This window comes from Nitrospira sp. (assembly GCA_037045225.1).
Classification (GTDB): Bacteria; Nitrospirota; Nitrospiria; order Nitrospirales; family Nitrospiraceae; genus Nitrospira_A.
The window spans coordinates 1,241,586-1,264,342 of sequence record JBAOHZ010000009.1 but is presented as its reverse complement, the minus strand read 5'-3'; the positions used below and the strand labels follow the sequence as shown (position 1 = coordinate 1,264,342).

Below are 22,757 nucleotides of genomic sequence, written 5' to 3'. Positions count from 1 at the left end.
CCGATGGCGAGCCTCACCCACTCGCACCTTGCCGTCGGGGAGGTCTGGGATGCCTCCCCGACGTGGAGGGTGTGTCGCCGCTTGTCGACATGGGTGGTCACTAGAGTTGGGCCAGTTCACGCTGCTCCATGGCCCTGGCCACGGCCGTGCGTAGCTTTTCTCCCTCGACCGGTTTCACGAGGTAGTCGACGACGCCGCTCCGTAAGAACGAGGTCGCCATATCGGTGTCGGGAAAGCCGGTCAGGACAATGATTGGCACCCGCGGCCATTCCTGCTGGAAGTAGGCAATGGCCTCAACCCCGTTAATCTTCGGCATGCGGATGTCGCAGATGAGGACGTCCAGCAGCAGCCGGTTTTCTCCGGTGTTGATGGCTTCAATGGCCTTTTCCCCGTTTTCTGCCTCGATCACTTCATAGCCGGCTTTCTGCAAGGTCATTCGGACGACTTTGCGAATGTCCGGCTCATCGTCGACGACGAGCACCCGACCGTTGCAGGCGGACTCACTCATGAAGAACCCCGATTTAAATTCTCCCATGATCCCCTCCTTGATGGTTCTGCCGATGGTTGATGCCATGTGCCGTGCTTGCTGTTCAGTAACAGCAACACACATGCCACTGGGGCAGCGTGGGAGAGAGCCGTGATTTCAATAGCTTAGAAAAGGTGAGCGGGGAGCAATTCCGGTCTGGTGGTTGGGAACCACCAGACCGGGTGAAATGCACCACCGGCTCGTCGATCAGATTTGGAATTGAACGGTTCAGCAGGCCGTGGCTGTGGAGTGGACCGGTCGAGACCGGCTCCTAAAAAGAGGCGCTACTTAGACGGGGTGTTGCCGAAGAAATGTAAGTCCTTCTCGCCCCGGAGATGTGCAGGCGTCACGACATATTCGCCGCCCAGGGCCGGGCTCCAGATTTTTTCAGCGGTCACTTTGTCTCCGCCGGTGAAGATAAACCCCATTCCTCCGGCGACCGCGCCGAGTACGGCGACGGCCATTTTGATGCCGCCATACGGTAGTGTCAGGAAGTAACTTCCCAAACCTTGCATGGCTTCCGACCCGGAGCCTGCGGCTGCGGCTGTTTGCACGGACAGGGTCGACTGGCATCCAAGGACAAGCAGTACGACGCACAGAGTGATCCGTGACAGGCGACGGGGGCGACGTGAATGTGACTGGACCATGGGTCTTCTCCTTTCATCCTGGGTGAATGCGAGGTCCGGATGGATTGACGCAATAGCGCAGTGTAGCGGGCTGTCCCTCAAATATCCATGCGTTCGACACGCAGGTTGTCCTGCTCAGCGATGAAATGTCCGTGGTTCAGATTGCCTTCGGCTTCCCGTATGCGTTATTCTCTGACAGATGATTACCGCCGAAGCTGTGACCGCATTCATTCGTCAGGTGTTTCCTGATGCTGCCGTGACCGTGATCGATAAAACCGGTACGCAGGACCATTTGATTGTACGAGTGACCTCCGGCGGCTTTCTCGGCAAGAATCTTCTGGACCGACATCGGATGGTCTACCAGGCTTTAGCCGTTCCGATGAAAGACGGGCGTATTCATGCCTTGGAGATTACAGCCAAGACACCGGAAGAAGTGAACACATAGTCAGTGAACACATAGTAGAGGAGGGACAGATGGCTGACCCGATCGAAGAAGAAATTCAACAAGAAATCAAAGCGAACAAGATTCTGATCTACGGCAAGGGCACGAAGACCATGCCGATGTGCGGGTTTACGAGGGAGACCATGCACTTTTTCGAAAAGTACGGCTATCCCTACGAGCTCATCGACGTGTTGTCCCAACCCGCCAAGCGCGAGGCGTTGACCAAATTGACGAACTGGCCGACTCTGCCGAAGGTGTTCATCGACGGGCAGTTTTATGGCGATACGGATATCCTCGACCCCATGGAAGCCAAGGGCGAAGTGGTGCCGCTGCTAAAGAAGGCCTTCGGAGCTGAATAGCGGCGCTGAGCCGTCCACCGCCATCCATAAGGTAGTTCATCCAGTGGCTACCTCTTCTGTGCATTGTCTTGTCCGACTGCGTCTTTGCCGATAGAATCCCTCCTGCGACTATGGGTCAGCATGTCCAACAAAAAAGCCCCTTGTGTGTCGATCTTGATGGCACGCTCATCAAGACCGATCTGCTGTGGGAATCGCTGCTGGCGCTGCTGAAGCAGAGTCCGTTCTCGATCTTTCAGCTGCCCTTTTGGTTGTTGAAAGGCAAAGCCGCTTTCAAGCATGAGATTGCCCGCCGGGTGACGCTTGATGCCAGCACATTGCCCTACGATCAGGCGCTGGTGGAGTTCCTTGCCAACGAACGCCGGTCCGGTCGAGAGCTGGTGTTGGCGACTGCCAGTCATGAGAGTTTTGCCCGTGCCGTGGCGGCTCATCTCGAGTTATTCGGTGAGAGGGTGTTCGGTAGTGGTGCTTCGACCAACCTCAAAGGTGCCCGCAAGGTCGCTCTCCTGGTCGAACGGTATGGCGTCCGCCGCTTTGCCTATGCCGGAAACTCGACTGCCGATTTGCCGGTGTGGGCCGAGGCCGACGAGGCGATCGTGGTGAATGCCTCTGCCGGATTGGTACGCCGTGCGCAAGCACTGACTCCGGTCAGTCGAGTGTTCAGCAAGTCGGTGAATTGGCCGAAGCAGGTGGCCAAGGCTTTACGCGTGCATCAGTGGGCGAAGAATGTGCTGGTGTTCATACCGGTCGTCGCTTCGCATCAAATCACCAATAGAACCCTGTTGCTGCAGGCGACCATCGCCTTCCTGTCGTTCAGTCTCTCCGCATCAGCCGTCTATATCATCAATGATTGTCTCGACCTGGCTTCTGATCGCCGTCACCCTAGGAAGAAAGATCGCCCGTTCGCGTCCGGCAATCTCTCGATTCCGTTCGGGCTCCTATTGGCTGCTGGGTGTCTGGTCGGAGGGATTGGCCTGGCGTTCGCACTGCCCTCGTCATTTTTGCTCGTACTGGCGGGCTATTTAGTTCTGACAACCGGCTATTCGTTCTACCTCAAGCAGTTCGTGCTGCTGGATGTGATTGTATTGGCCCAACTCTACACCGTGCGGGTGTATGGCGGCGGGGCCGCGACGGGAGTCGCTCCCTCCCATTGGTTGCTGACGTTTTCGTTGTTTCTCTTCCTAAGCCTTGCCCTGGTCAAACGGTTTACAGAATTGCGGCTCACGAGTCAGAGTGCGGGCAAGGAGCTGCACGGCCGAGGGTATTGGGTGACGGATTTGGAGCACGTGTCGAGTATCGGGACGGCGAGTGGATTAATTGCGGTATTGGTGCTGGCGCTCTACATTAGCAGCAAAGAGGTGCTGTTGCTGTATACGCATGCGGAAGTCCTCTGGCTGGTCTGTCCGGTCATGCTGTACTGGATTAGTCGAATCTGGATGTTGGCCTATCGAAATTGCATGGACGACGACCCGGTCGTGTTTGCGGTCAAGGATTCAAAAAGTTACCTCATGGCGGCGATCATCGGCGCGATTCTTTTCTTCGCCAAGTAGATTGCCTGTGTCAGATGCCCCATCCGCCGCTGAGGTGCAGGTTCGCACCGTTGACGTAGCGCGCTTCTTCGCTGAGTAAGTACCGCACCGCTGCGACCGCATCCCCCACGCTCCCGACATACCCGGCGGGAATTCGTTTCACCACACCAGCCAGCTCTTCAGGGGGCGCACTGCCTGAGTCGATGAATCCCGGGGAGATGGCGTTGACGGTAATGCCGTAAGGCGCGAGCAATTTCGCCAGTGTCCTGGTGAGAATCAACACCCCGGCTTTAGCGATATAATGCCCCGTGACCTCCGGTTGGGCCACCATCTGGTCCGCATTGGCCATGCTGAAGTTGATGATGCGTCCCTGCTTCCGTGCCTTCATTCCTGGCGCGACCGCCTGCCCAAGATAGAAAATCGGGTGGAGGTTTCCATCGAACATGTCACGCCAGCCCTCGGGCGTCTCGTCGAAGAGATTCACGCGATGATAGGGGCCTGCGCCATTGATCAGCGCGTCGATGTGACCCCACTGCGCTTCGACCTGCGCGATCAAACCCTTGGCAGCGTTCGGATCTGATACGTCGCATTGCACCGCCAAGGCTTGCCCGCCGCGCGCCCGGATGGCCGCGCTCGTTTCCTCCGCGGCAGTGTTGCTGGTGCGGTAGCAGATAGCCACGGACCACTGTTGGGCGGCGAGGTCCAGCGCGATGGCGCGCCCGATTCCCTTGGCGCCGCCGGTGATGAGAGCGACGTGAGTCGACATGGGTACTCCGTTAAGGGTGACGAGTTCGAAGGCGTTTCGCGAGCAACTCCAGCGAACCGGCCGTTCGCATGGAAAACACCCGCTCTTGCTTAGGACGTTTCTTGTCCGCTGCGCATTCGTCGATCAAGGCCTGGAGATCGTCGAGGGTGTCCACGTCGCTCCAGACGGGGAGCAGGGCGCTTTTCAATCCCGCCGCCGTGGCTTTCTCTTGGGTGAGCGCCAGGACCTGGTTCGTCGACCAGGGAATGTCTTTAAATAGATCTGGGTGAGGCGCCGTCATGCCGATGAGGTAATATCCGCCGTCTGTTGCCGGGCCGAGGATCAGATCATGCCGGGTGAGCGACTGCACGGCATCACGATAATGGGTGAGTGGCAGAGACGGTACGTCGGTACCTACCACGACAATATACCGATATCCACGAGCAAACAGCGCGGCGAATGCCTGCGCCATTCTGGCGCCGAGGTCGCCGCCCTGTTGATCAAGAAGCGTGACCCCGTGGCGTGCTTCCATGATCTTGAAAAAGACATGGGAGCTTGAGGGCGCACAGGCCAGAAAACGATCGACCGGCAGTTTGAACTTATGTGCCGCTGCCTTGGTGCGTTCCAACGTATCGAGCACGAAACTGCCGTGTAGTGTGGCGGCTTCGTCTTCTGTCAGGCCAGGACTCAGGCGTGTTTTGACCTCTCCCGGGATGGGGGCTTTGGCAAAAATCACCAGGGCGGTTGATGCGGGTTGTTTGCGGTCGGGCGGGGGAGCGCTCATGGGTTCATCTCACAATGCTGTAAAAATGTTGCAACCGATACGGGCTGATTCCGATCCAGTACAGGAAGCGGAGGGTCCACATCAACAGAATTGTGCGGAGGGGGCCGTTCTGCTCCCAGCGACGGAACGCCGTGACGACCTGATCCGGTAGTGGGACGAGCCGTCCAGCTCGTTTGAGGCGGCGTGAGAACTCGACGTCTTCCATTAGCGGGATCTCTGCAAACCGACCAACTTGCTCGAAGATGTTTCGTTGGACGAAGAGCGCCTGGTCGCCGGTGGCAATGCCGCTCCAGCGCGAACGCAGATTCATCATGTGTCCAACGAGCCGGGCGATCCAGCGAGGGGAATCAAAGCGGACGTCGAAGCGTCCGCCGACGCAGGTCGTGTCGGCCAGGGCGCTCGAGATGGCCTGACGGGCGTTCGCTGGGAGCCGGGTATCGGCGTGGAGAAAGAGTAGGACCTCGCACTGGGTCCCGGCGGCCCCGGTGTTGAGCTGCCGTGCACGGCCCCGGGACGCTGTGAGGAGTCGCATGGGAGCAGCGGTCGACGAACCGTCGACGTACGAATCGACGATCGCACAGGTCTCGTCGGCACTGCCGCCATCGACAATGATCACTTCGTCGAATCCCAGCGTGGCCGTGTGGGCGAGCGTCTGGTCGATCCAGCGAGCTTCGTTGAGGACCGGAATGATGACGGCAATGGTCATCGGAGCTGACGACGCGCGCCCGGGCGCACGTCGTTGAGGGGCGGTCACGCCGCCGGCTTGGGGTCCTTAAACATGAAAAACATGACGACTGCGACGGTGGACCAGAACACAACCTGCTTGTGCCAGAACAGGACTTCTCCATAGTGGAAAAATGCCAAACTCAGGAGGACGGACCCCGCCATCAAGGAATATCGAATGGTCGGATTTTCGACCACTGCATTGGCCCACACGGCGATACCGCTGAAATAGATCAGCAGCGGAACGACGTTGATTTCAAACCCTCCGCTGATGGAGAGGAACACGTCGAGAAAGCCGATGAACATCAAGGCTGTGCCGACCATCATCCCGACGACGTGGGTTTGGCGGTCGAGGTTGCTTTCGTCATCTGGGCGGTGCAACGGGGGCCTGGCCGGATGAGTAGAAGAATCTGGAAGGTCGCTGGGTGGTGCCATGGTCAGGCCTTAAAATGTTTGCTAAGGGTGAGGGCTTGCCGTTGGTATGACGAGCCGAGTGCCGTTCCGTATACCTGGGTTGGCACCGTGAGCATTCGATCATACACTACTTTAAAGAAGGTTTGCCCGTCATGAATGAGGAAGGGCACATCGTGCGGGCGGACCTCCAGGACGACCTGGGTGCCTCGCATCTTGCCGTCTCCATATCCGAAGCCGGGGTCGAAGAAGCCGGCATAGTGCGTGCGCAGCTCACCGCAGGCCGCTTCATAAGCCACCATCTCAGCCGCATAGCCCGGCGGCACCCGAATACGCTCCTTAGATGCCAGGATATAAAACTCCTCCGGTTCTAGGAGCAGACTGTCCTGCCGGTGCCGTTTCAAGGGTTCCCAGAAGTCCAGGGCCGCATAATGTCCGACTTTGGCCAGATCGATGACATGGCTGTTCTTTTTGGCCCGGTAGCCGATGACTGCATCTTCCCGCGCGCTTCCGGTGAGGTCGATGCGCAAAAAGAGGCCGCGTTCCGTGCGGAATTCCTTCTGCGGGAGCGGCTTGGGGGAGGAGGCATTACGAAACAGCAGTGGATCGGTCCCGTGTAGTTTCTGCAGGGCGGTATCGGATACCGTGGCATCACCGCGCACGAAACGAATCTGATTCAGGGAGTCACCGGTACGCACTTTGATGGCAAAGGAGCGCGGTACCACTTCCAGATAGAGTGGGCCACGATAGCCGGCCCGGATTTCATCAAAGCCGGCATTCAGATCGGTCACAACGCGGGTGAAGACATCCAGACGTCCGGTGGTGCTTTTGGGATTGGCGCGTGCACGGAGTGTGTTCGGCAGGTCGAGTTGTTCCAGAAGCGGGACCAGGTATACGTGACCTTTTTCGAGAATCGCGCCCTGCGTGAGGTCCATCTCGTACATCACGAGATCGGACTGATAAAAATCGAGCACATTGAGGCGGCTGCTGATAGCCGACAACTCCGGCAGGAAGCTGCTGATCAGCCGGTAGGCTTTCTTTCCCAGCCGCAAGTCCAGGCTGGCCGGCTGGATCTGCCGGTCCTCGATCGGATGGTTAGCGGTGACGGCTCCACGAGCGATGAGTTGGGTGATGTGCTGGTACGGCAGAATCCCCCTTGAAGCAGCGGCCCGGCTCACAGGTGCGCACCCCCCCCGTCGCAGCCATTCCCTGACGTGTTCCAGGAAGGATGGGCACCGACCATCGGTAGTTCACGTCCTGATGCGGATCCTGGCTGAGGGTAGTGGAAGGTCCTGTTTTCGTAATTTCTCAATACGGCGCTGTCTTCATCCAGGTTGACCAGGTAGTCTGCCGGCAGCAGTGGAATTTTGCCTCCGCCGCCGGGCGCATCGATCACGAAGTGGGGAACGCCCATGCCGCTGGTGTGGCCTTGCAGCGACTTGATGATCTTCAGGCCGGTTTCCACCGACGTCCGGAAATGATTCGTTCCCTTCGTCAGGTCGGCTTGGTACAGGTAATAGGGCTTCACGCGTGCCAGCAACAATTGATGCATCAGACGTTTCATGATCTCGGGGTCGTCGTTGACTCCCTTCAGTAACACAGTCTGTGCGCCGAGGGGAATCCCGGCATCGGCCAGCATCCCGCAGGCGCGTTTCACTTCCGGGGTCAGCTCGTCCGGGTGGTTGAAATGCAGGTTCATATAAAACGGGTGATATTTCTTGATGATGTCGCAAAGCTTCGGGGTGATGCGTTCCGGCAGGCTACCCGGTACGCGCGTGCCGATCCGGATCAGTTCCAAATGCGGAATGGTCCGGAGGGATTTGAGGATCCGTTCCAGCAGATGATCCGGCAACAGGAGCGGGTCGCCTCCAGACAAAATCACATCCCGCACTTCCTGATGTTCGCGCAGATAGGCGATCGCCCGGTCCAGTTCCCCTTTTTTCAGGAAGCCAGGTTTGCCGACCAGCCGTTTGCGTGTGCAGAACCGGCAATAAATCGGGCACTGATTCGTGACCATCAAGAGGACGCGGTCGGGGTACCGGTGAACCAGGTGGGGTACGGGACTCATCAGGTCTTCTTCGAGCGGATCGTCTTCGGCATCGGCATCGGCCATTTCCGCGCGATCGGGCACGACTTGTTTCCAGATCGCATCGCCCTTTTCCTTGATGGTGGCCAGCACGGTCGGCGTAATCCGCATGGGGTAGTCCCCCACGATGTCCTCAATTTCCTTCGGGTCGACACCGAGCCGATCGGCCAAATCTTTCGGTTTGACCACGCTCTGAGCCAGAATACGTCTCCAGTCTTCCACGCCTCTATCCTTTCGCTGATACTGGTCTAGCAGGATGCGGAAATAGTCCGCCAGCGGCGTTCTCGCATCGCTTCGCGGCTCACCGTACCGCCACGGGGCACGCGCCTGTCTTGCAGGCTCGGAGTGGGCGGGTACGAGTGAACGATTCGCCCCGGGACTCTGGGCGCTCACCGGCTCGCGCCCGTCCGCAGACGTCACGCGCATGACGCTTCGCGTCGCAGATCTCGACGCGGCCTTGCGGGATGGCCTGTGTGCGCATCCTGCGGGTGATTCTGATATCGACCGGCTGTCCGGAGTTGATCATACCGTATTGCACAACAATCGAGTGTTTCTGCAGCCTGCTCCTGGGGCGAGCCATGCAAGACGGTGCCTGCCCGCGAGATCGGGGGCTGTCTGCGATCGACGCTCGCGCTGCAGCTTCGAACGAGGTCCTCACGGGCGTGCCTTGTCGTACTGCGTGTGTAGATGCGCGAGAATGTCGTGGGTTTCCGTCAGAACGGTGTCGCCGTCTTTCAGGACCGGAACATAATATTGGCCCGACACCTCGAACACTTGTTTGCGCATCGGACGAATATCCGGAACTACCACGTCTTCGTAGGAGAGCTTCAATTCGTCCAGACGATCTCGAACGATCGCACAATCCGGACACCATGTCACATGATACAGGGTCAGGGCCATGAGTACCTATGGGGAAAAAGGTTGAGTAGGCATCTGCAAAGAAACCGATTGTGCTGCAGCGGTCATCAAGTCACCGTCATCAGGGGATGTGTGGCGCGAGGGCACAGGGTGCCATGATCGCATCGACCATCCCATGGATGATTTTCTTGTTGGCCGGGCAGAGGGTCGCGAGAATCCCGCCGAGTTCGGCCTTATCGCCGACGACGAAATAGTAGGGGGACAAGCGGACTCTCCCGGACATCGGCACCACTGTGTCGCTTCGCTCATCGAAATATGACTGCTCGAACAGACGACCCTTGTGGAATTCCTGCAGCACATAGGGCGTCGTCGGGAACGCGTGGAGCGCTTGCTCCAATGCCGCGGCCCATTCGACCTGTGGCAGATCGTGCCCGATGAACACGCCCCGGCTGCCCCAGGCCAGCTCAGAAAATCCCGACGGTTTGAGCACCAACTGGCGTTCCTTTTGGGTGGTCTGGGCTAAGCGCCGGAAGTCGGATACTGCGCGCCCACTGATCGTGAGATGCGGGATGACCGCGGAAGGAGGCACCGGTTGTGGGTCGAGGATCCAGGTTCTCGGCAGCGCGCGTCGCAAGTTAATGGCGGTTTCCGGCCTCAAAGTCTGCTCCCAGAACGGAGCCAGTTCCGGATGATGAAACAGGCCGAACGCGAGCTTTTCTTCAAGTGCGGGTTTGAAGGGCGGTGTGACCGTGACCTGTCCCTTCTTGGCCGCGTACATCACGAGTTCTGCCTTGGGGATGTTCTTCAAGTCGAACAGTTCGAAAAAACGGTAGAGCAACCCGATCGGCCGTGGTCCGGTTTCTTCCTGGAGGAACAGACCGTCTTCCGTGAAATGAATCGCTCGAGGCTCGACGCAGAAAGCCTGGTACCCGATCTCGCGCAATCGTTGGGCCATCCATTCCATCTCTGCCCGGTATTCCTTGGCTTCATCGGAGACGACAATCGCCAGGCACCCGTCCTGGTCGCCTTGCTGGGCGCGCAGCATGGCGGCGAATCCTTGCAACATCCCGTCACGCCCCGCGATCAGCGGAGACCGTTCAGGCGGGAGCCCAGGGGCCTGCTGCGCGCTGGTGAGCTGATCATCATAGGCGCGGGTCAAACACCCAGTCAGGCCGATCCCGCCCGGTACCGAATCGAGCTCTGTAATCACCATGCCGTCGGTGGTTGGAATGACATCGGGCCGGATGATGCCGGGAATGAGGTTGCGGAAACGGTTCATACGGCTAAAGGTGATCAGCGATTCAGGCTTGCCCTGATCGAGATAGGACGCCACCCAGGCCGGTTGGGTTCCGCGCGTGCTGTCCTGATACAGCCGGTTCAGGGCACGGTAGAAGGAGAGGAGGTCCTGCCCGAGGTGTTGAAAAAATGTGAGGTCCGAAGAGGACAGCGGAAAGGGCGTCGGCGTCAGGCGGAACCGTGGCCCTGGAATTGAGGCGCCGCTTGTTGCCACACCGTCGCCGGTTTCGGCCGTGCCGTAGACTCCGGCACGAACGAGCGCATCACGGATTACGAGACAACGTCGGCGGGCTTCGTCGGAGTTCAATGGCTCACGTGAATGTTGTGCCAGTGCCAATGCAATATCCTCGATACTCGCAGCGCAGTCGCATGCCTCGCACTCGCGTTTGGATTCGAGGTGAGCAAATCGTACCATGGCCTCTCGCATCGGTACAAGTCAGCGAGTTCCCGGAGGGGCTTGACGGGGGACCGTTGAACCTGCCGAGTAGTAGGACGCGCCGGTCGTTAGTGCTACAATGCGGTCACAGCTCATGACGAGTCCATTCGTGCCAATTCCCCCGATGAATCCTTCGCGGCTTGTGGGCGATGCGCTCCTGCAGATCGTGCCGAGTTCCGCCTGTTTCCGTTGCGATGTGTGTTGCCGGTTTCCGGAGCGGGACAGTTTCCTGCGCCCCTTCTTTACGGCCGACGAAATCAGCACCGCGACCGCGGCTGGTCTTGCCCCGGAATTGTTCTCAAGCCTGGATGGGAGCCAAATCGATCTGGTGCCGAATCCGGCGGCGGAGGGGTATGTCTGTCCGGCGTTCGACACCGCAACCTCACGCTGTCGCATCTATGAGGTTCGCCCGCTTGATTGCCGACTTTACCCGTTTGCGCTGATGTGGGATGCCGCGCATGAGCAGGTGGTGTTGGGATGGGATACGAAGTGTCCCTATATGGGAGAGCAGTCTTCACCGCTCGTGGATCAGGCTGCCGACGACATGGCCCGCTGGATCGAGCAGGATGCCCGTGTGGAGACGCTTGTGCGGTATCCCAGACTCATCGGGCGGTTTCAGGACGATGTGATTGTGCTGCGGCCGCTCACTCGTTTGACCGAACGGATGCAGCAGGGGCGGATGCGGGTGCGCACGCAGGCCCTCACGCTCGAGGATCGGGCGCGTATGGAAGCCGCACTTGCCGTCAGCGCCGGATACCAGGGAACCCCTCTCGCAGCAGCCTCTTTCGCCTACCATTATATTTGGCGGCATCGCTTGACCTATTCCTGGGCCAATCTACACGACCATCTGTGCCTGTTTGCCGAATGTCCCGATGGGGTGTTCATGGTCCTCCCGCCGTTGGGGGTCGGACCCCTTGCGCAGCCGCTGGCCGAGGCGTTTCGTTTCATGCGGGAACGAAACGGCAGTTCGACGGTGACACGGGTCGAGAATGTGTCGGAAGCCTGTGTCGAGGAGATTCGCGCCCTGGGCTACCGTGTGACGCCCAAAGACCCCGACTATCTCTATGCCGTATCGGATCTGGCCGACCTGTCCGGTGAGTCGTTTAAATCCCCGCGTGCCGCGTGTAATCGGTTTGTGCGGGAATGGGGCGGAGTGCTGGAGCCCTATGACCCGCGGGACGCCACGGCCTGTGTCAGTCTCTTTCACGAATGGTGCGAGCAAAAGCATCGGGCCGGTGCGGATGACTGGGCCAGCGCGCTGTTGCAGGATGCCGCCGGTGCGCAGGAGACGGCGTTGGTTGCCGCGGCGGAACTCGGGTTGACCGGCGCGGTGGTTCGTGTAGCGGGCCGTATTCGGGCCTATACCATGGGAGTGAAGCTTAACCGCTCGGTATTTTCTATATTGCTGGAAATCGCTGATCGGGATATTGTGGGGCTGGGGCCGTTTATATTTCGTGAATTCTGTCGCCAAGCACGCGCCAAAGAGGCATGTTGGGTCAATACGATGGATGATTCCGGTCTGCCGAGTCTGGCTCAGTCCAAGAACTGGTATCGTCCCGTGCGATTGTTACCGAACTCTGTTGTGACGGAGTCCTGACTATGGCCGCCTCGCTTCCAGCCGCTTCTTTACGCCGGTCCTATCCCTGGCTGCCCGTGTTGATCGTCGGCATGACGATCGTGGCATTCGTCATCGGTGTCGTCATGCTGCGCTCGATCGAAGTGCGAATGGTTGAGGCCATGGGAGAAAACCTCACCCTGGCCTCCGCTGAAATTTCGGACAAACTCGACCGGTTGTTATTCGAACGTCACGGTGACGTTCGAATGATGGCGCGTACGTTTGGCGAACGCTCCTTCGATAAAAAATACGTCAACGAATATCTGCAATGGGTGAAAGAAACCTATGCGCCGGTCTACCTCTGGCTCGGTGTGACGGACGCCCATGGGCGTATGGTTGCAGCCACGGATTCTTCCGTGATCGGCCAGGACTACAGTCGGAGCGGCTGGTTTGATCGGGTGCGGCAAACCGGAACCGTTCGAGTCGATGAAGTCGAAGTGCACGAGTCAAACAGCAAGATTGAGTCGGTGGCGTTTACGGCGCCCATCATGAGTGTCAGTGGGCAGTTTCTCGGTGCGGTGACGACTCGCATCGGATTGCCGATGCTGGAGGAGGTGCTCATCGAAACCGTGCGCGAAATTCAACAAACCGATGGTATTGCCGGTCCCTTCGAGTATCAGTTTCTGACGAAGGCCGGGATCGTGTTTGTGGATTCGGCCGCTGCCGAGGGCGAGCGGGTAAATCTCAAAGAAGCTGGTCTGCCCTCGGTGCAGTTGAGCCGGTCCGGCAAAGCGGGGTACGTCGAGGAAACGCATGCTCGTCGGCATGTGCCCGTGGTGACGGGGTATGCTCAAACCAACGGGTATAGCGACTATACTGGGCTGCAGTGGACGATCTTGCTGCGGATGGATCGCGACGTCATTCTGTTGCCCATTCGAGCCATGATGTGGAAGCTCGGTATGGCCGGTGTCGTCGTCTGGATTCCCATGGTGGGGCTGTTACTGTGGGCAACCGGGCGATTGCGGGAGCAGCATCGGCAGGCGCAGCAGGAAAGTGAATGGGCGCGTGCGGCGGAGGCCGCATTGCTGCAGAGTCAGGAACGGAATCGAGTCATTGTGGATTCCGCGCTGGATGCCGTGATTTCCATGGATGCGGGCGGGATCATTACTGATTGGAATGCCCAGGCGATCAATATTTTCGGATGGGAGCGGGAGGAAGCTCTGGGGCGCCGGGTGTCCGAGACGGTCATTCCTGCTCGGGATCGGGAGGCGCATGAACGCGGTCTGCGCCATTTCCTGGATACCGGACAGGGCGCACTCCTCAATCGACGGATCGAGATGATGGGATCTCACCGCGACGGTCATGAGTTTCCTGTCGAAATCACCATTTCTCCCGCCCGGTTGGGCGATGCCTATATCTTCAGCGCGTTCATTCGGGATATTACGGCCCGGAAACGTACCGAGCGTCAACTCGCGTCGCAGTACGCGGTCACACGCGTCTTGGCGGAATCACGAACGCTGGAAGAAGCGGGACCGAAGATCCTGCAGGCCATCTGCGAAAGTCTCGAATGGGAATTAGGGATCTTCTGGCGGTTGGATCGGCAGGCGAGTGCGTTGCGCTGCCTGGATGTCTGGCAGTCCCCCGGGTTGAATGCCGAAGAATTTGTGGTGGCCACCTGGCAGTCTACCTTCCAGCTCGGCAGCGGACTCCCTGGGCGAATTTGGGAGGCCGGGCAGCCGACCTGGATTAAGGACGTCGTGTATGAGACCAATTTCCTCCGCGGCGATGCCGCAGCGCGTGTGGGACTGCATGGCGCATTCGGATTTCCGGTTCGCGTCGGCACAGAGGTAGAGGGCGTCATCGAGTTGTTCCGGCGAGAGATCAAAGAGCCGGACGAGCAGCTGTTAAAGATGGTGGCGGATGTTGGACTGAAGATCGGCCAGTTCGGCGAGCGCGCGCGGGCGGAGGATGCGCTGCGGCGCACGGAAGGGCAGCTCCAGCAGTCACAAAAGATGGAGGCTGTCGGGCGGTTGGCCGGCGGCGTGGCGCACGACTTCAATAACATGCTGACGGTGATTCGCGGGTATAGCGAACTGGTGTTGAGCCGCCTGGCACCGACGGATGGGTTCCGGAAGGAACTGGAAGAGGTCAAGAAGGCTGCCGATCGTGCCTCCGGTCTCACCGGACAGTTGCTGGCGTTCAGCCGCCGGCAGTTCGTTGCGCCGAAAGTGCTGGATTTGAATGCCGTGATCCATAATATGGAAGGCATGTTGCGCCGATTGCTGGGCGAGGATATCGTCGAGCTCTGTACCGTGTTGGATCCTGGGCTCGGGCAGCTGAAGGCGGATCCCGGTCAGGTGGAGCAGGTCATTATGAACCTGGCTGTGAATGCCCGCGATGCCATGCCGAACGGGGGCCGTCTCACGGTAGAAACCGGCAATGTGCAGTTCGGCCAACGTAAGAACCGCCCGCCGATGGGCGCCGAGCCCGGTTCCTATATCATGTTGATCGTGCGCGATACCGGGCATGGCATGGACGAAGATACGCAGTCGCATGTCTTTGAACCGTTTTTTACGACCAAAGAAAAGGGCAAGGGTACCGGGCTTGGTCTTTCGACGGTCTACGGGATCGTCAAGCAAAGTGGTGGCTGTATCGAGGTCGAGAGTAATCCGGGGCGCGGGGCGACGTTTAAGATTTATTTCCCGCGTGTGGAGTCCGTCACGGCGGAGGTCGAATCCGCCTCGGCCGGGGGAGATTCGGTCAGAGGCCGCGAGACGGTGTTGTTGGTGGAGGATGAGCCGGGTGTGCGGCGGTTGGTCAATGAAACTTTGCGCTTGCACGGGTATACGGTCCTGGAGGCGCGGCATGGCATTGAGGCATTGCTCACCGGCGCCAAACATGCCGGCCCGATCCATTTGCTGCTGACCGATGTGGTGATGCCGCAGATGAGCGGGCCGGAAGTCGCCGAAAAACTCGCGACGGTTCGTCCCGAGGTGAAGGTGCTGTATATGTCCGGGTATCCGGATCACCCGGCCTTTTCCAAGGGCGGCATCGATACCGAACATTCCTTCCTGCAAAAGCCCTTCACGCCTACGACGCTGGCGCAAAAGGTTCGCGAAGTGCTCGATGGATCGAAAGTTGCCTGACCGTGACGACGCAAGCGCGTGTGGTGACTTCTGTCTTCAGCCGGCCGCTTGAACTTCTCGCTCGTTTCCGTTTATCGTGGCGCACCATCCACGTGATTCCATTCAAGGTAGGAGTGTCGGAATGAGCGAAGGGCGAACGTCTTCGGCGCCAAAAGGGCAGGAACAAGAGATTGACCGGTATCGAATCGCGCGCGAGCCGTTTTATGCCGAGGTACGGGGCGAGGTCGGGCTCTTCACCATCGCCGCTCAGAGTCGCATGCCGGTGATGCTGAAGGGGCCGACGGGGTGCGGAAAGACGCGCTTCGTCCAGCACATGGCCTACCGATTGGGCCGCCCGCTGATTACCGTGGCGTGCCACGAAGATCTTACGGCATCGGACCTCGTCGGACGATATCTGTTGAAGGGGCAGGAGACGGTCTGGATGGATGGCCCGTTAACCCTCGGCGTCAAGCAGGGGGCCATTGTCTATCTGGACGAGATCGTCGAAGCCAGGAAAGACACCACTGTCATTATCCATCCCTTGAGCGATGACCGGCGCCTGCTGCCCATCGAGAAGAAGGGGCAGGTTATCGAGGCGGTCGATGACTTCATGTTGGTGATTTCCTATAACCCCGGTTATCAAAGTATTCTGAAAGATCTCAAACAGAGCACCAAGCAGCGGTTTATGGCGATCGAGTTCGACTACCCGTCGCCCGAGGTCGAGAGTCGGGTGGTGTCGCAGGAAGCCGGCGTGAGCCTTGAGATCGCGCAGCGCCTCGTCAAGGTTGCGGAGAAGGTTCGCAATCTCAAGAATCACGGGTTAGAAGAAGGCGTGAGCACCAGACTGCTGATTTATGCGGCGACCTTGATCAAGCAGGGCGTGCCAGCCGATCGTGCCTGTGATGTCGCCATCGCCCGTCCGATTACCGATGATCCGGACATGCTGCGCAGCATCGTCGAAGTCGTGAAGGCGATATTTTGACGCACCCGCCTCCCGCGACGCGCTGAAACTCTGCCTCCAGGAACCCTGGTGACCAGCCGCCACTCCATGCGAGAGAACCAAACCCCTGAGCGGGAACAGGCCGTTCGCAGCACATCCGAAGGCGTCACCATTTCGATCCATGTCCAGCCAAAAGCTTCTCGCACTGAATGCGCAGGTCTCCATGGGCAGGCCGTGAAAATTCGCGTGGCGGCGCCGCCCTCCGACGGCGCGGCCAACGAGGAGTTGTGCCGATTTCTTGCCCGCTGTTGTGGCGTGCCGGCGAGTGCGATTCGGCTCTTGTCCGGAGCGGGGAGCCGACAGAAGCGCGTATTGGTGAAGGGGCGTTCCGTCGAACAAGTGCGCCAACAGCTCGGCCTTGAATAGTGCGTCGGCGGAGTCTGGGGCTCTGTGCTCGTGGATCAGCACCGGGGGGTGAAGGGATGCAGGAGGATCGGATGGCTGAGGTTGGTATAGGCGTGCGCGGGTTCCGATTCTGTGCCGTGCTGGTTTCCGTGAGTCTCATCAGCCTGGCGGCCTGTGCCGGCCCAGAGCCTATTCTGAAATCCAATACGCGCGTACAACTGTATGGCAAAGACCAGGCGGAACGCGAGGTGGCCGTGTGTGCTGAGAAAGCGGAACGCGCCGGTCTGCAGCATGGGACGAATTGGAGCGGGAATGCGGGCGTTGGTGCCACGTTGGGGGTGATCGGCGGGGCGGTTGTCGGAGCCTCCACCGGTTTGATCGGGGGGCCTGCAGGTGTCGCCATCGGGGCGGCGGCAGGTGGCGCGGTCGGGGGGGTGTTGGGGTTTCTTGCTGGAACCTACAAACCACTGCAGCCGCAGCCTGACTACGCCGCCTTCGTTGAACGTTGTCTCAAAGAAAAAGGGTATGAGCCGATCGGCTGGCAATGAAGCAGTCTCTGTTGCGTCGACCGTGCAGGGGCGAGGTCGATCAAAACGTGAAACAGCCGGAATAGTCGGCCATCAGGCACTGCACACGAATCGAAATCCGCTCCAGCCGATCACGATTCTGCGGCGTCGGCTCTGAACGGTCGGCATCTCGCAGCCATTCCGCATCCTGCCTCAGCTTATGTAATGACCACCGCGACGTGCCCGGTATCCGTGTCTCGTCTTGTATTGCCTGGTTCACGATTTTACGGAACGACGCGACTTCATCGGCCCACTCCATCCGATCAGCTTGAAATCCGTACGGCGCCTGATCCTGATCGATCAGAGCGGTCAGGTGTCGCAGCCATTCGACGGTGGCGGCCATGCGGTCGTAATGCAGGGTGCTGGCGACGTCCCCGGCCGTGTGGTACCGCGGGGTGCGTCCGGCGGAGAGAAACAGAAACGGCAGCTCATGGTTGCGGAAGACGTCGTAGTCGCTGAAGGCTTTGTGGCCGATCTCGGGGATTTCTTCGACCAGGTGCATCCCCACGGGGAAGACCGTGAGTGATGGAACAACGGCTTGTTTGACACGTTGGTACAATAAGGGGCTTTTTTCCGCGCCGGCGGCAAAGATCGCATCCTTGATCGGGGTCCACTGTACGCCACCCATGAGGTCCATGATGACGACGGCGTGGAGCGTCTCGGCTTGGCCTATTTCCGCCGGTAGATGATGAAATAAAAACTGCGACCCCATCACAGCCTTCCCGAAATACGGAGATTCCTCGCTGTTGAAGGCCACGAACAGGATGCCGTGGCCGGAGGGGTTGGTCATGTGTCGTGCCGTTTCAATGAGAATGGCGACGGAGGAGGCATTGTCGTCCGCACCGAGGAAGGGATAGCCTAAATGATCGTAATGGGCACCGATGACAATCCAACGCGCGGCGGTGCCGGCCGTCGGCGGGATGACGCCGAGAACGTTGTCGCCAATCGTGGCCGAGATGGTCTGCCGGTAGCCGCCGAGCGACGGCAGTGGTTGGAGTCCGACGGCTCGAAACTGTTCCTCGATATAGTGGGCGGCCTGGCGATTTCCGGGTGAGCCCGGCTGCCGACCCGCCAGCTCAGGGCTTGCGAGAAAGGACACATGTTGTTGGAGGCGTTGGCCCAAAGCCGAGGGACTTGGCAGGCTCCGTGGGTCGATGGCCTCCATGGTGCGCAGGCATCCGGTTGAGGAGAGGCCGAGCAGGAGGGACAGGACTGAGAGGGCAAGGGTAACCGCTCGGTTCCGGCCAGAAGGCATACGCGTGTTCACGGTTGCGGGGCGGAGTCTGGGGCGGTCGGTGAAGCGACGTCCTTCGGCGCCATCGGCAGGGCCTTGTGCCGGAGTGCCCGGCCTTTTTCAGGAGTCGGATCGGTGATCAGGCCATAACACTGGCGGCCTTCGTGGTCCTCCGGCAGATATTCGGTGATCGGCATGCCGTCTTCACGGACGAACAGCAGGCAATGGCAATACTTGTAGATTTGCATTTCGTCGCAGGCGCACATCCAGCGTCGCAGCTTGGCTTCGGCCTGTTTGTCGGGGTAGAAGTTGCAGGGGCATAACGGTTTGCCCAATTCATCGACATGGGCGGCGAGGCCGAGAACCACCGCCTTGGTGACGGCTTCATTCGGATGCATGGCGGTCCCGCTCTTCTCAGCGAAGCCCTTTACATACTTCCACATCTTGTCGAGGCTTTCTTGACTCGGTTCAGCCATCCTATCCCCCGTGTTACAACCGTCCGGTGAATCGTTGTCTGTGTGCGATGGGTGCCTGCCCACCGCGAGGACACAGTTTACAAGCGAAATTGTGTCCTTTACAATCCACAACCTCCCCCAAAACGGACTCTGAAACTATGGCGTCTGGGCGCTCTTTTGAACAACTGTGTGATCTGCTGTCCGAACAACTCGGGCCTGACGGGGCTGCCGCCGCGGTGAAGGCCATTGCCGACTCGGCGACTAGGCCTGACACAATAGAGGGTCTCCTGGTGTTGTTGGACGAGCTGACGGAAGAGGCCCCGAAAGCGGCCAAGGCCGCGATTGAGGCATTGACCGAGATGCAGCGGCGGGGCCTGCTGGCGGATGTGCTGCCCTGGGTCGATCTTGGCGTCGCGATCGCGGCAGATTCCGGCGCGTTGGCGTTGAGATTTTTTAAGGAGAGTCCGCTGTTGCTCGGTCTCCTTGAGCCGTCACGCAGACCGGTCGTGTTGGCCGCCGGGTTGGAGCTTGCAGATCGCCAGGCCAATGTGGCGGTGGAATTTATCCGGATTGCACCGGAAGCGGTCGGTGTTTTATCTCCGGCCGATTGGCCCGTGTGGATGGAACTGGCCTGTGAACTGACGGAAACGGACTTTGCCTTGGCGGTGGAATATATCCGGCAGATTCCCTCGATTGCTCGTGTCTTGTCCCTCGACGCCGTTCGTGCCTGGGTGCGGTTCGGCATGAAGCTCATCGTCGAGAACAGTCTCGGCAAACCGGATTACCTGGGTGTCCTGGAATTCTTCAGAACGAGTCCGGCCATTTTGGAAGATATTCCCGAGCCGTTGCACCGCAATCAGGTGATCGGCATCGGAGCGCAGATGGCCGAGCGTACACCGGCAGCGGGTATTGCGGTATTGGCCGAGGCGCCTGCGATTCTCCGGCGTCTTCCTGCGGATGAATGGCGAACGCAGGTCCTTCGGTACGGACTGCTGGTCGCCGAGCGTGACGCTGACACGGGGCTGGCCTATCTTCGACGCTGCCCTGAATTGATCGCCTTGATCGGATCCGGTGAGGGCGCGCAGGAAAAGTTCCAGTCTTGGTTTGCCTCCGGTATGGAAGTGCTGGAGTACAGTCCGGAGGGGGGGCGGGCGTACTTCGCCATGGAAACGGAGAAGGCCTTGGGCGCCGTCTCTCAGGCCCTGAGCGGTGTGCCGCTGCGGCAGATCGCCCGTCGCGTCAAGTTATTCGCGCAGGCGCTCTGTGGTCGCGATCTGCGCATTCACGATCTGCCGGACTCTCTCGAATCGACCCAACCGATGGCTCGCGCCACCGTGAGTGAAGACGGTCAGAGTATCGGGCTGCCGTCGATCATCAGGCGGTATCCGACCTATGAGGAAAACGTACGTCTCTATATGGTAATGGCGGCGCATGAGGCCGGGCATTTGGAGTTCGGCACATTTGAGTTGCCTCTTGTCAGGCTGCAGGACCTGGTTGACGAACTTGCCCAGCGGTATGGGCGTCCCGTGCCGAAAGAAGTCCGGAGTTTGGGAGATGTGTTTGCTCGGTATCCTCAACCCGGTCTGATTCGCGATCTGTGGGCCCTCCTGGAGGATGCACGAGTCGAGTATCTGTTGCGCGCCGAATATCCCGGATTGAGCCGCGACCTGGCAGCGGTCGCGAAAGATGCCGTCAACATCCGGACGCTCGCGCATGGCATGACAGTCCGCGAATTGGTCGTCGATCAACTCCTGCTCTTTTCCACCGGGGACGCCGGATCGCTCATTGTCCCCGAGTCAGTTGAGAAGGAAGTCGAGCAACTCTGGGCGCTCGGCCGGACCATCTTTCATCCCCGAGCCACCGCCGAGGAGGCGGTGCGCCTGGCCGACCGTCTCTATATGCGGATGGACGAGTTGTTAGCCATTCGGCGGGAGGCCATTCCCAGCCACGACGAAGCGGACGCTCCGGAACAATCTATCCCGGCGCCTAAGTCCTCGGAGGATATGTCCGATACGTACCGGCCAATGGACAATTGGGACTACCGCGGCGCGATGGACCCGAACCTGGTGCGGGACCGAACGGAATCGTCTCCCGAGCAGAGTGCGGCATCCGGCCAGGGTGACAGCGAAGGGGGCGCGGGTCTGGCTGGTGATTCCGGCGGGTCGTCAGGCGCGGGCACTGCGCGCTCGCAGCAGATGTCGCAAGATGTCCTTGTCCCCGGCCGCCGACAGCCCTCGCTCGTGGAGGAGGTGCTGGCGGTTGAAGGTGAGGGGAGCCGGCCCGATGACGAGAAGGTCGGAGCGGTCAAGGCGGTTCGTTATCGTGAATGGGATGCCGCCATTCAGGATTACCGAATGAATTGGTGCCGCGTGATTGAACGTGAGGCGGTTGAAGGGACATCGGATTTTGTGGAGGAGACCCTCGCGGCCCAACGGGGAGCAGTCAGGCTGCTGCGCCGCTATTTCGAGAGTCTGCGCCCACCCGGTCTCCGGCGCATTCCCGGTCAGTTGGACGGCGAAGACCTGGATATGGATGCCGTGATCGGTCGAATGGCTGATTTGTCGGCGGGCATCGAGCCATCGGAGCGGATTTATGTGCGGCGTGAAAAACGGGAACGTGAGGTCGCCGCTGCATTTCTGGTGGATCTCAGCGGCTCGACCAGTCGCCAAGTCGAGCAGGGGCGGCGGATTATCGATATTGAAAAGCAGGGGCTCGTGCTCCTGTGTGAAGCGCTGACGGCGATCGGCGATCAATTTGCCGTGTATGGCTATTCAGGGCAGGGGCGGAATCAGGTGGATTTTGTCGTCGTGAAGGGATTCGACGAGTTGGTGACCGGGCGTGCTGGGGCCAAGCTGGGGGGGATTGTGCCCCTGCAGCAGAATCGCGACGGCGCCGCCATCCGGCACGCGACGAGCAAGTTGCTCGCCCGTCAGGCGAAGACGCGGATTCTGGTCGTCATCAGCGACGGTCGCCCATTGGACGACGGCTATAAGGATGACTATTCCCTAGAAGATACTCGCATGGCGCTGCGGGAAGCCCGCGCCAGCGGTGTTGAGCCGGTCTGCATTACGATCGACAAGCAGGCAGACCCATATGTGCGTCGCATGTATGGGGATGTGCGGTATGTCGTGATTGATCGGGTGGAGGGGTTGCCGGAGAAGCTCCCGAGGATTTACCATCGGCTGACGGCCTGAATGGTCGTACACGAGGCCTTTGCAGCATTGGAGCATACCAACGATGATTGAGCAGCCCACGCGACCGACGGTGCCACCGTGGCTTTACAAGTTATTTACCGGCCATCAATACCCCTATGTGCGGCGACAGGCCAAGTTTGCGAATCGCGACACCAAGCCGGGAGAGGAACGGCCGGAACCGACGCGAGAGGAGATCGACGCCAAGTTTTGGGAAATTTATCCGCGTTGTACCGCGAAGATATTGCAGGAAGTGAAAGCCGGCATGATCGTGGTATTTCACGAACTGGGTGAGTATCCTGCCGGTGGGTACCAGGGACTGGTGGAGGCGCCGGAGGATTTTCTCGCGGCACACTACGGGAAGAAGAAGATTAAAGTGAATTTTTATGACGGCGATAATTTTGTCTGCACGATCAATTTCAAGGTCGGCGGCTGGACGGGTCACGAACACGCGTGAAGGGTAAACAG

General features: G+C 59.5%; 22 protein-coding genes. 10 read left to right on the top strand and 12 right to left on the bottom strand.

The genetic code is table 11. The features are described 5' to 3' along the window. Positions 1-100: 100 nt before the first annotated feature. Together V9G17_06550 and V9G17_06545 are read right to left on the bottom strand one after the other, a co-directional pair. On the bottom strand, positions 101-535 hold the full coding sequence (locus V9G17_06550) for a response regulator (protein MEI2752245.1): 435 nt from the start codon (positions 533-535) through the stop codon (positions 101-103). A gap of 275 nt (positions 536-810) precedes the next feature. Then, positions 811-1,173 (bottom strand): hypothetical protein, encoded by a 363-nt coding sequence (locus V9G17_06545; GenBank protein MEI2752244.1) that lies wholly within the window; start codon positions 1,171-1,173, stop codon positions 811-813. A 196-nt stretch (positions 1,174-1,369) separates the two neighbouring features. On the opposite strand from V9G17_06545, the gene V9G17_06540 reads away from it, so the two are divergent. From V9G17_06540 to V9G17_06530, 3 genes are all read left to right on the top strand, one after another. Continuing rightward, entirely contained in the window at positions 1,370-1,597 is a 228-nt protein-coding gene (locus V9G17_06540) for a BolA family protein (protein MEI2752243.1), read from the top strand. A gap of 29 nt (positions 1,598-1,626) precedes the next feature. Next, positions 1,627-1,953 (top strand): glutaredoxin domain-containing protein, encoded by a 327-nt coding sequence (locus V9G17_06535; protein MEI2752242.1) that lies wholly within the window; start codon positions 1,627-1,629, stop codon positions 1,951-1,953. Positions 1,954-2,063: 110 nt separating this feature from the next. Then, positions 2,064-3,500, top strand: coding sequence for a UbiA family prenyltransferase (locus V9G17_06530; GenBank protein ID MEI2752241.1), 1,437 nt, complete (start codon positions 2,064-2,066; stop codon positions 3,498-3,500). A gap of 10 nt (positions 3,501-3,510) precedes the next feature. Here the strand turns inward: V9G17_06530 and V9G17_06525 are convergent, their stop codons facing one another. The 8 genes from V9G17_06525 to V9G17_06490 all read right to left on the bottom strand — a co-directional run bounded on the left by V9G17_06525 (position 3,511) and on the right by V9G17_06490 (position 10,719). Beyond that, entirely contained in the window at positions 3,511-4,245 is a 735-nt protein-coding gene (locus V9G17_06525) for an SDR family oxidoreductase (GenBank protein MEI2752240.1), read from the bottom strand. Between the two features lie 10 nt (positions 4,246-4,255). Further along, positions 4,256-5,008, bottom strand: coding sequence for a TIGR04282 family arsenosugar biosynthesis glycosyltransferase (locus V9G17_06520; protein MEI2752239.1), 753 nt, complete (start codon positions 5,006-5,008; stop codon positions 4,256-4,258). Between the two features lie 4 nt (positions 5,009-5,012). Then, a complete protein-coding gene (locus V9G17_06515; GenBank protein ID MEI2752238.1) occupies positions 5,013-5,762 on the bottom strand; it encodes a TIGR04283 family arsenosugar biosynthesis glycosyltransferase in 750 nt (249 codons plus the stop codon). Continuing rightward, positions 5,759-6,166 (bottom strand): hypothetical protein, encoded by a 408-nt coding sequence (locus V9G17_06510; GenBank protein ID MEI2752237.1) that lies wholly within the window; start codon positions 6,164-6,166, stop codon positions 5,759-5,761. Before V9G17_06510 ends, V9G17_06515 begins: the two co-directional genes overlap by 4 nt. Positions 6,167-6,168: 2 nt before the next feature. Then, a complete protein-coding gene (locus tag V9G17_06505) occupies positions 6,169-7,320 on the bottom strand; it encodes a 2'-deoxycytidine 5'-triphosphate deaminase (GenBank protein ID MEI2752236.1) in 1,152 nt (383 codons plus the stop codon). Further along, positions 7,317-8,450 (bottom strand): KamA family radical SAM protein, encoded by a 1,134-nt coding sequence (locus tag V9G17_06500; protein MEI2752235.1) that lies wholly within the window; start codon positions 8,448-8,450, stop codon positions 7,317-7,319. Before V9G17_06500 ends, V9G17_06505 begins: the two co-directional genes overlap by 4 nt. A gap of 432 nt (positions 8,451-8,882) precedes the next feature. Beyond that, positions 8,883-9,128 carry a glutathione S-transferase N-terminal domain-containing protein gene (locus V9G17_06495; GenBank protein ID MEI2752234.1) on the bottom strand — a complete coding sequence of 82 codons (246 nt, stop codon included), beginning with the start codon at positions 9,126-9,128 and terminating at the stop codon, positions 8,883-8,885. A gap of 79 nt (positions 9,129-9,207) precedes the next feature. Next, positions 9,208-10,719: a hypothetical protein gene (locus V9G17_06490; protein ID MEI2752233.1), complete on the bottom strand. Its 1,512-nt coding sequence runs from the start codon at positions 10,717-10,719 to the stop codon at positions 9,208-9,210. 208 nt (positions 10,720-10,927) lie between these two features. Between V9G17_06490 and V9G17_06485 the strand changes: the two genes are divergently transcribed. From V9G17_06485 to V9G17_06465, 5 genes are all read left to right on the top strand, one after another. Further along, positions 10,928-12,415 (top strand): phosphatidylglycerol lysyltransferase domain-containing protein, encoded by a 1,488-nt coding sequence (locus V9G17_06485; protein MEI2752232.1) that lies wholly within the window; start codon positions 10,928-10,930, stop codon positions 12,413-12,415. 2 nt (positions 12,416-12,417) lie between these two features. Further along, positions 12,418-15,519, top strand: a complete 3,102-nt coding sequence (locus tag V9G17_06480; protein ID MEI2752231.1) for a PAS domain S-box protein — start codon at positions 12,418-12,420, stop codon at positions 15,517-15,519. A gap of 121 nt (positions 15,520-15,640) precedes the next feature. Continuing rightward, entirely contained in the window at positions 15,641-16,480 is an 840-nt protein-coding gene (locus V9G17_06475) for a CbbQ/NirQ/NorQ/GpvN family protein (protein ID MEI2752230.1), read from the top strand. A gap of 48 nt (positions 16,481-16,528) precedes the next feature. Then, the gene (locus V9G17_06470) at positions 16,529-16,864 is read left to right on the top strand and encodes a DUF167 domain-containing protein (GenBank protein MEI2752229.1); all 336 of its coding nucleotides are present in this window, start codon (positions 16,529-16,531) and stop codon (positions 16,862-16,864) included. Positions 16,865-16,935: 71 nt separating this feature from the next. Beyond that, positions 16,936-17,391, top strand: a complete 456-nt coding sequence (locus tag V9G17_06465) for a hypothetical protein (protein ID MEI2752228.1) — start codon at positions 16,936-16,938, stop codon at positions 17,389-17,391. Between the two features lie 40 nt (positions 17,392-17,431). On the opposite strand, the gene V9G17_06460 is transcribed toward V9G17_06465, so the two are convergent. Together V9G17_06460 and V9G17_06455 are read right to left on the bottom strand one after the other, a co-directional pair. After that, positions 17,432-18,664: a M28 family peptidase gene (locus V9G17_06460; protein MEI2752227.1), complete on the bottom strand. Its 1,233-nt coding sequence runs from the start codon at positions 18,662-18,664 to the stop codon at positions 17,432-17,434. A gap of 8 nt (positions 18,665-18,672) precedes the next feature. Continuing rightward, positions 18,673-19,119: a ferredoxin-thioredoxin reductase catalytic domain-containing protein gene (locus V9G17_06455; protein ID MEI2752226.1), complete on the bottom strand. Its 447-nt coding sequence runs from the start codon at positions 19,117-19,119 to the stop codon at positions 18,673-18,675. A 137-nt stretch (positions 19,120-19,256) separates the two neighbouring features. Between V9G17_06455 and V9G17_06450 the strand changes: the two genes are divergently transcribed. Together V9G17_06450 and V9G17_06445 are read left to right on the top strand one after the other, a co-directional pair. Further along, positions 19,257-22,292, top strand: coding sequence for a VWA domain-containing protein (locus tag V9G17_06450; protein ID MEI2752225.1), 3,036 nt, complete (start codon positions 19,257-19,259; stop codon positions 22,290-22,292). A gap of 43 nt (positions 22,293-22,335) precedes the next feature. Then, positions 22,336-22,746, top strand: coding sequence for a hypothetical protein (locus V9G17_06445; GenBank protein ID MEI2752224.1), 411 nt, complete (start codon positions 22,336-22,338; stop codon positions 22,744-22,746). The last annotated feature ends 11 nt before the right edge of the window (positions 22,747-22,757 follow it).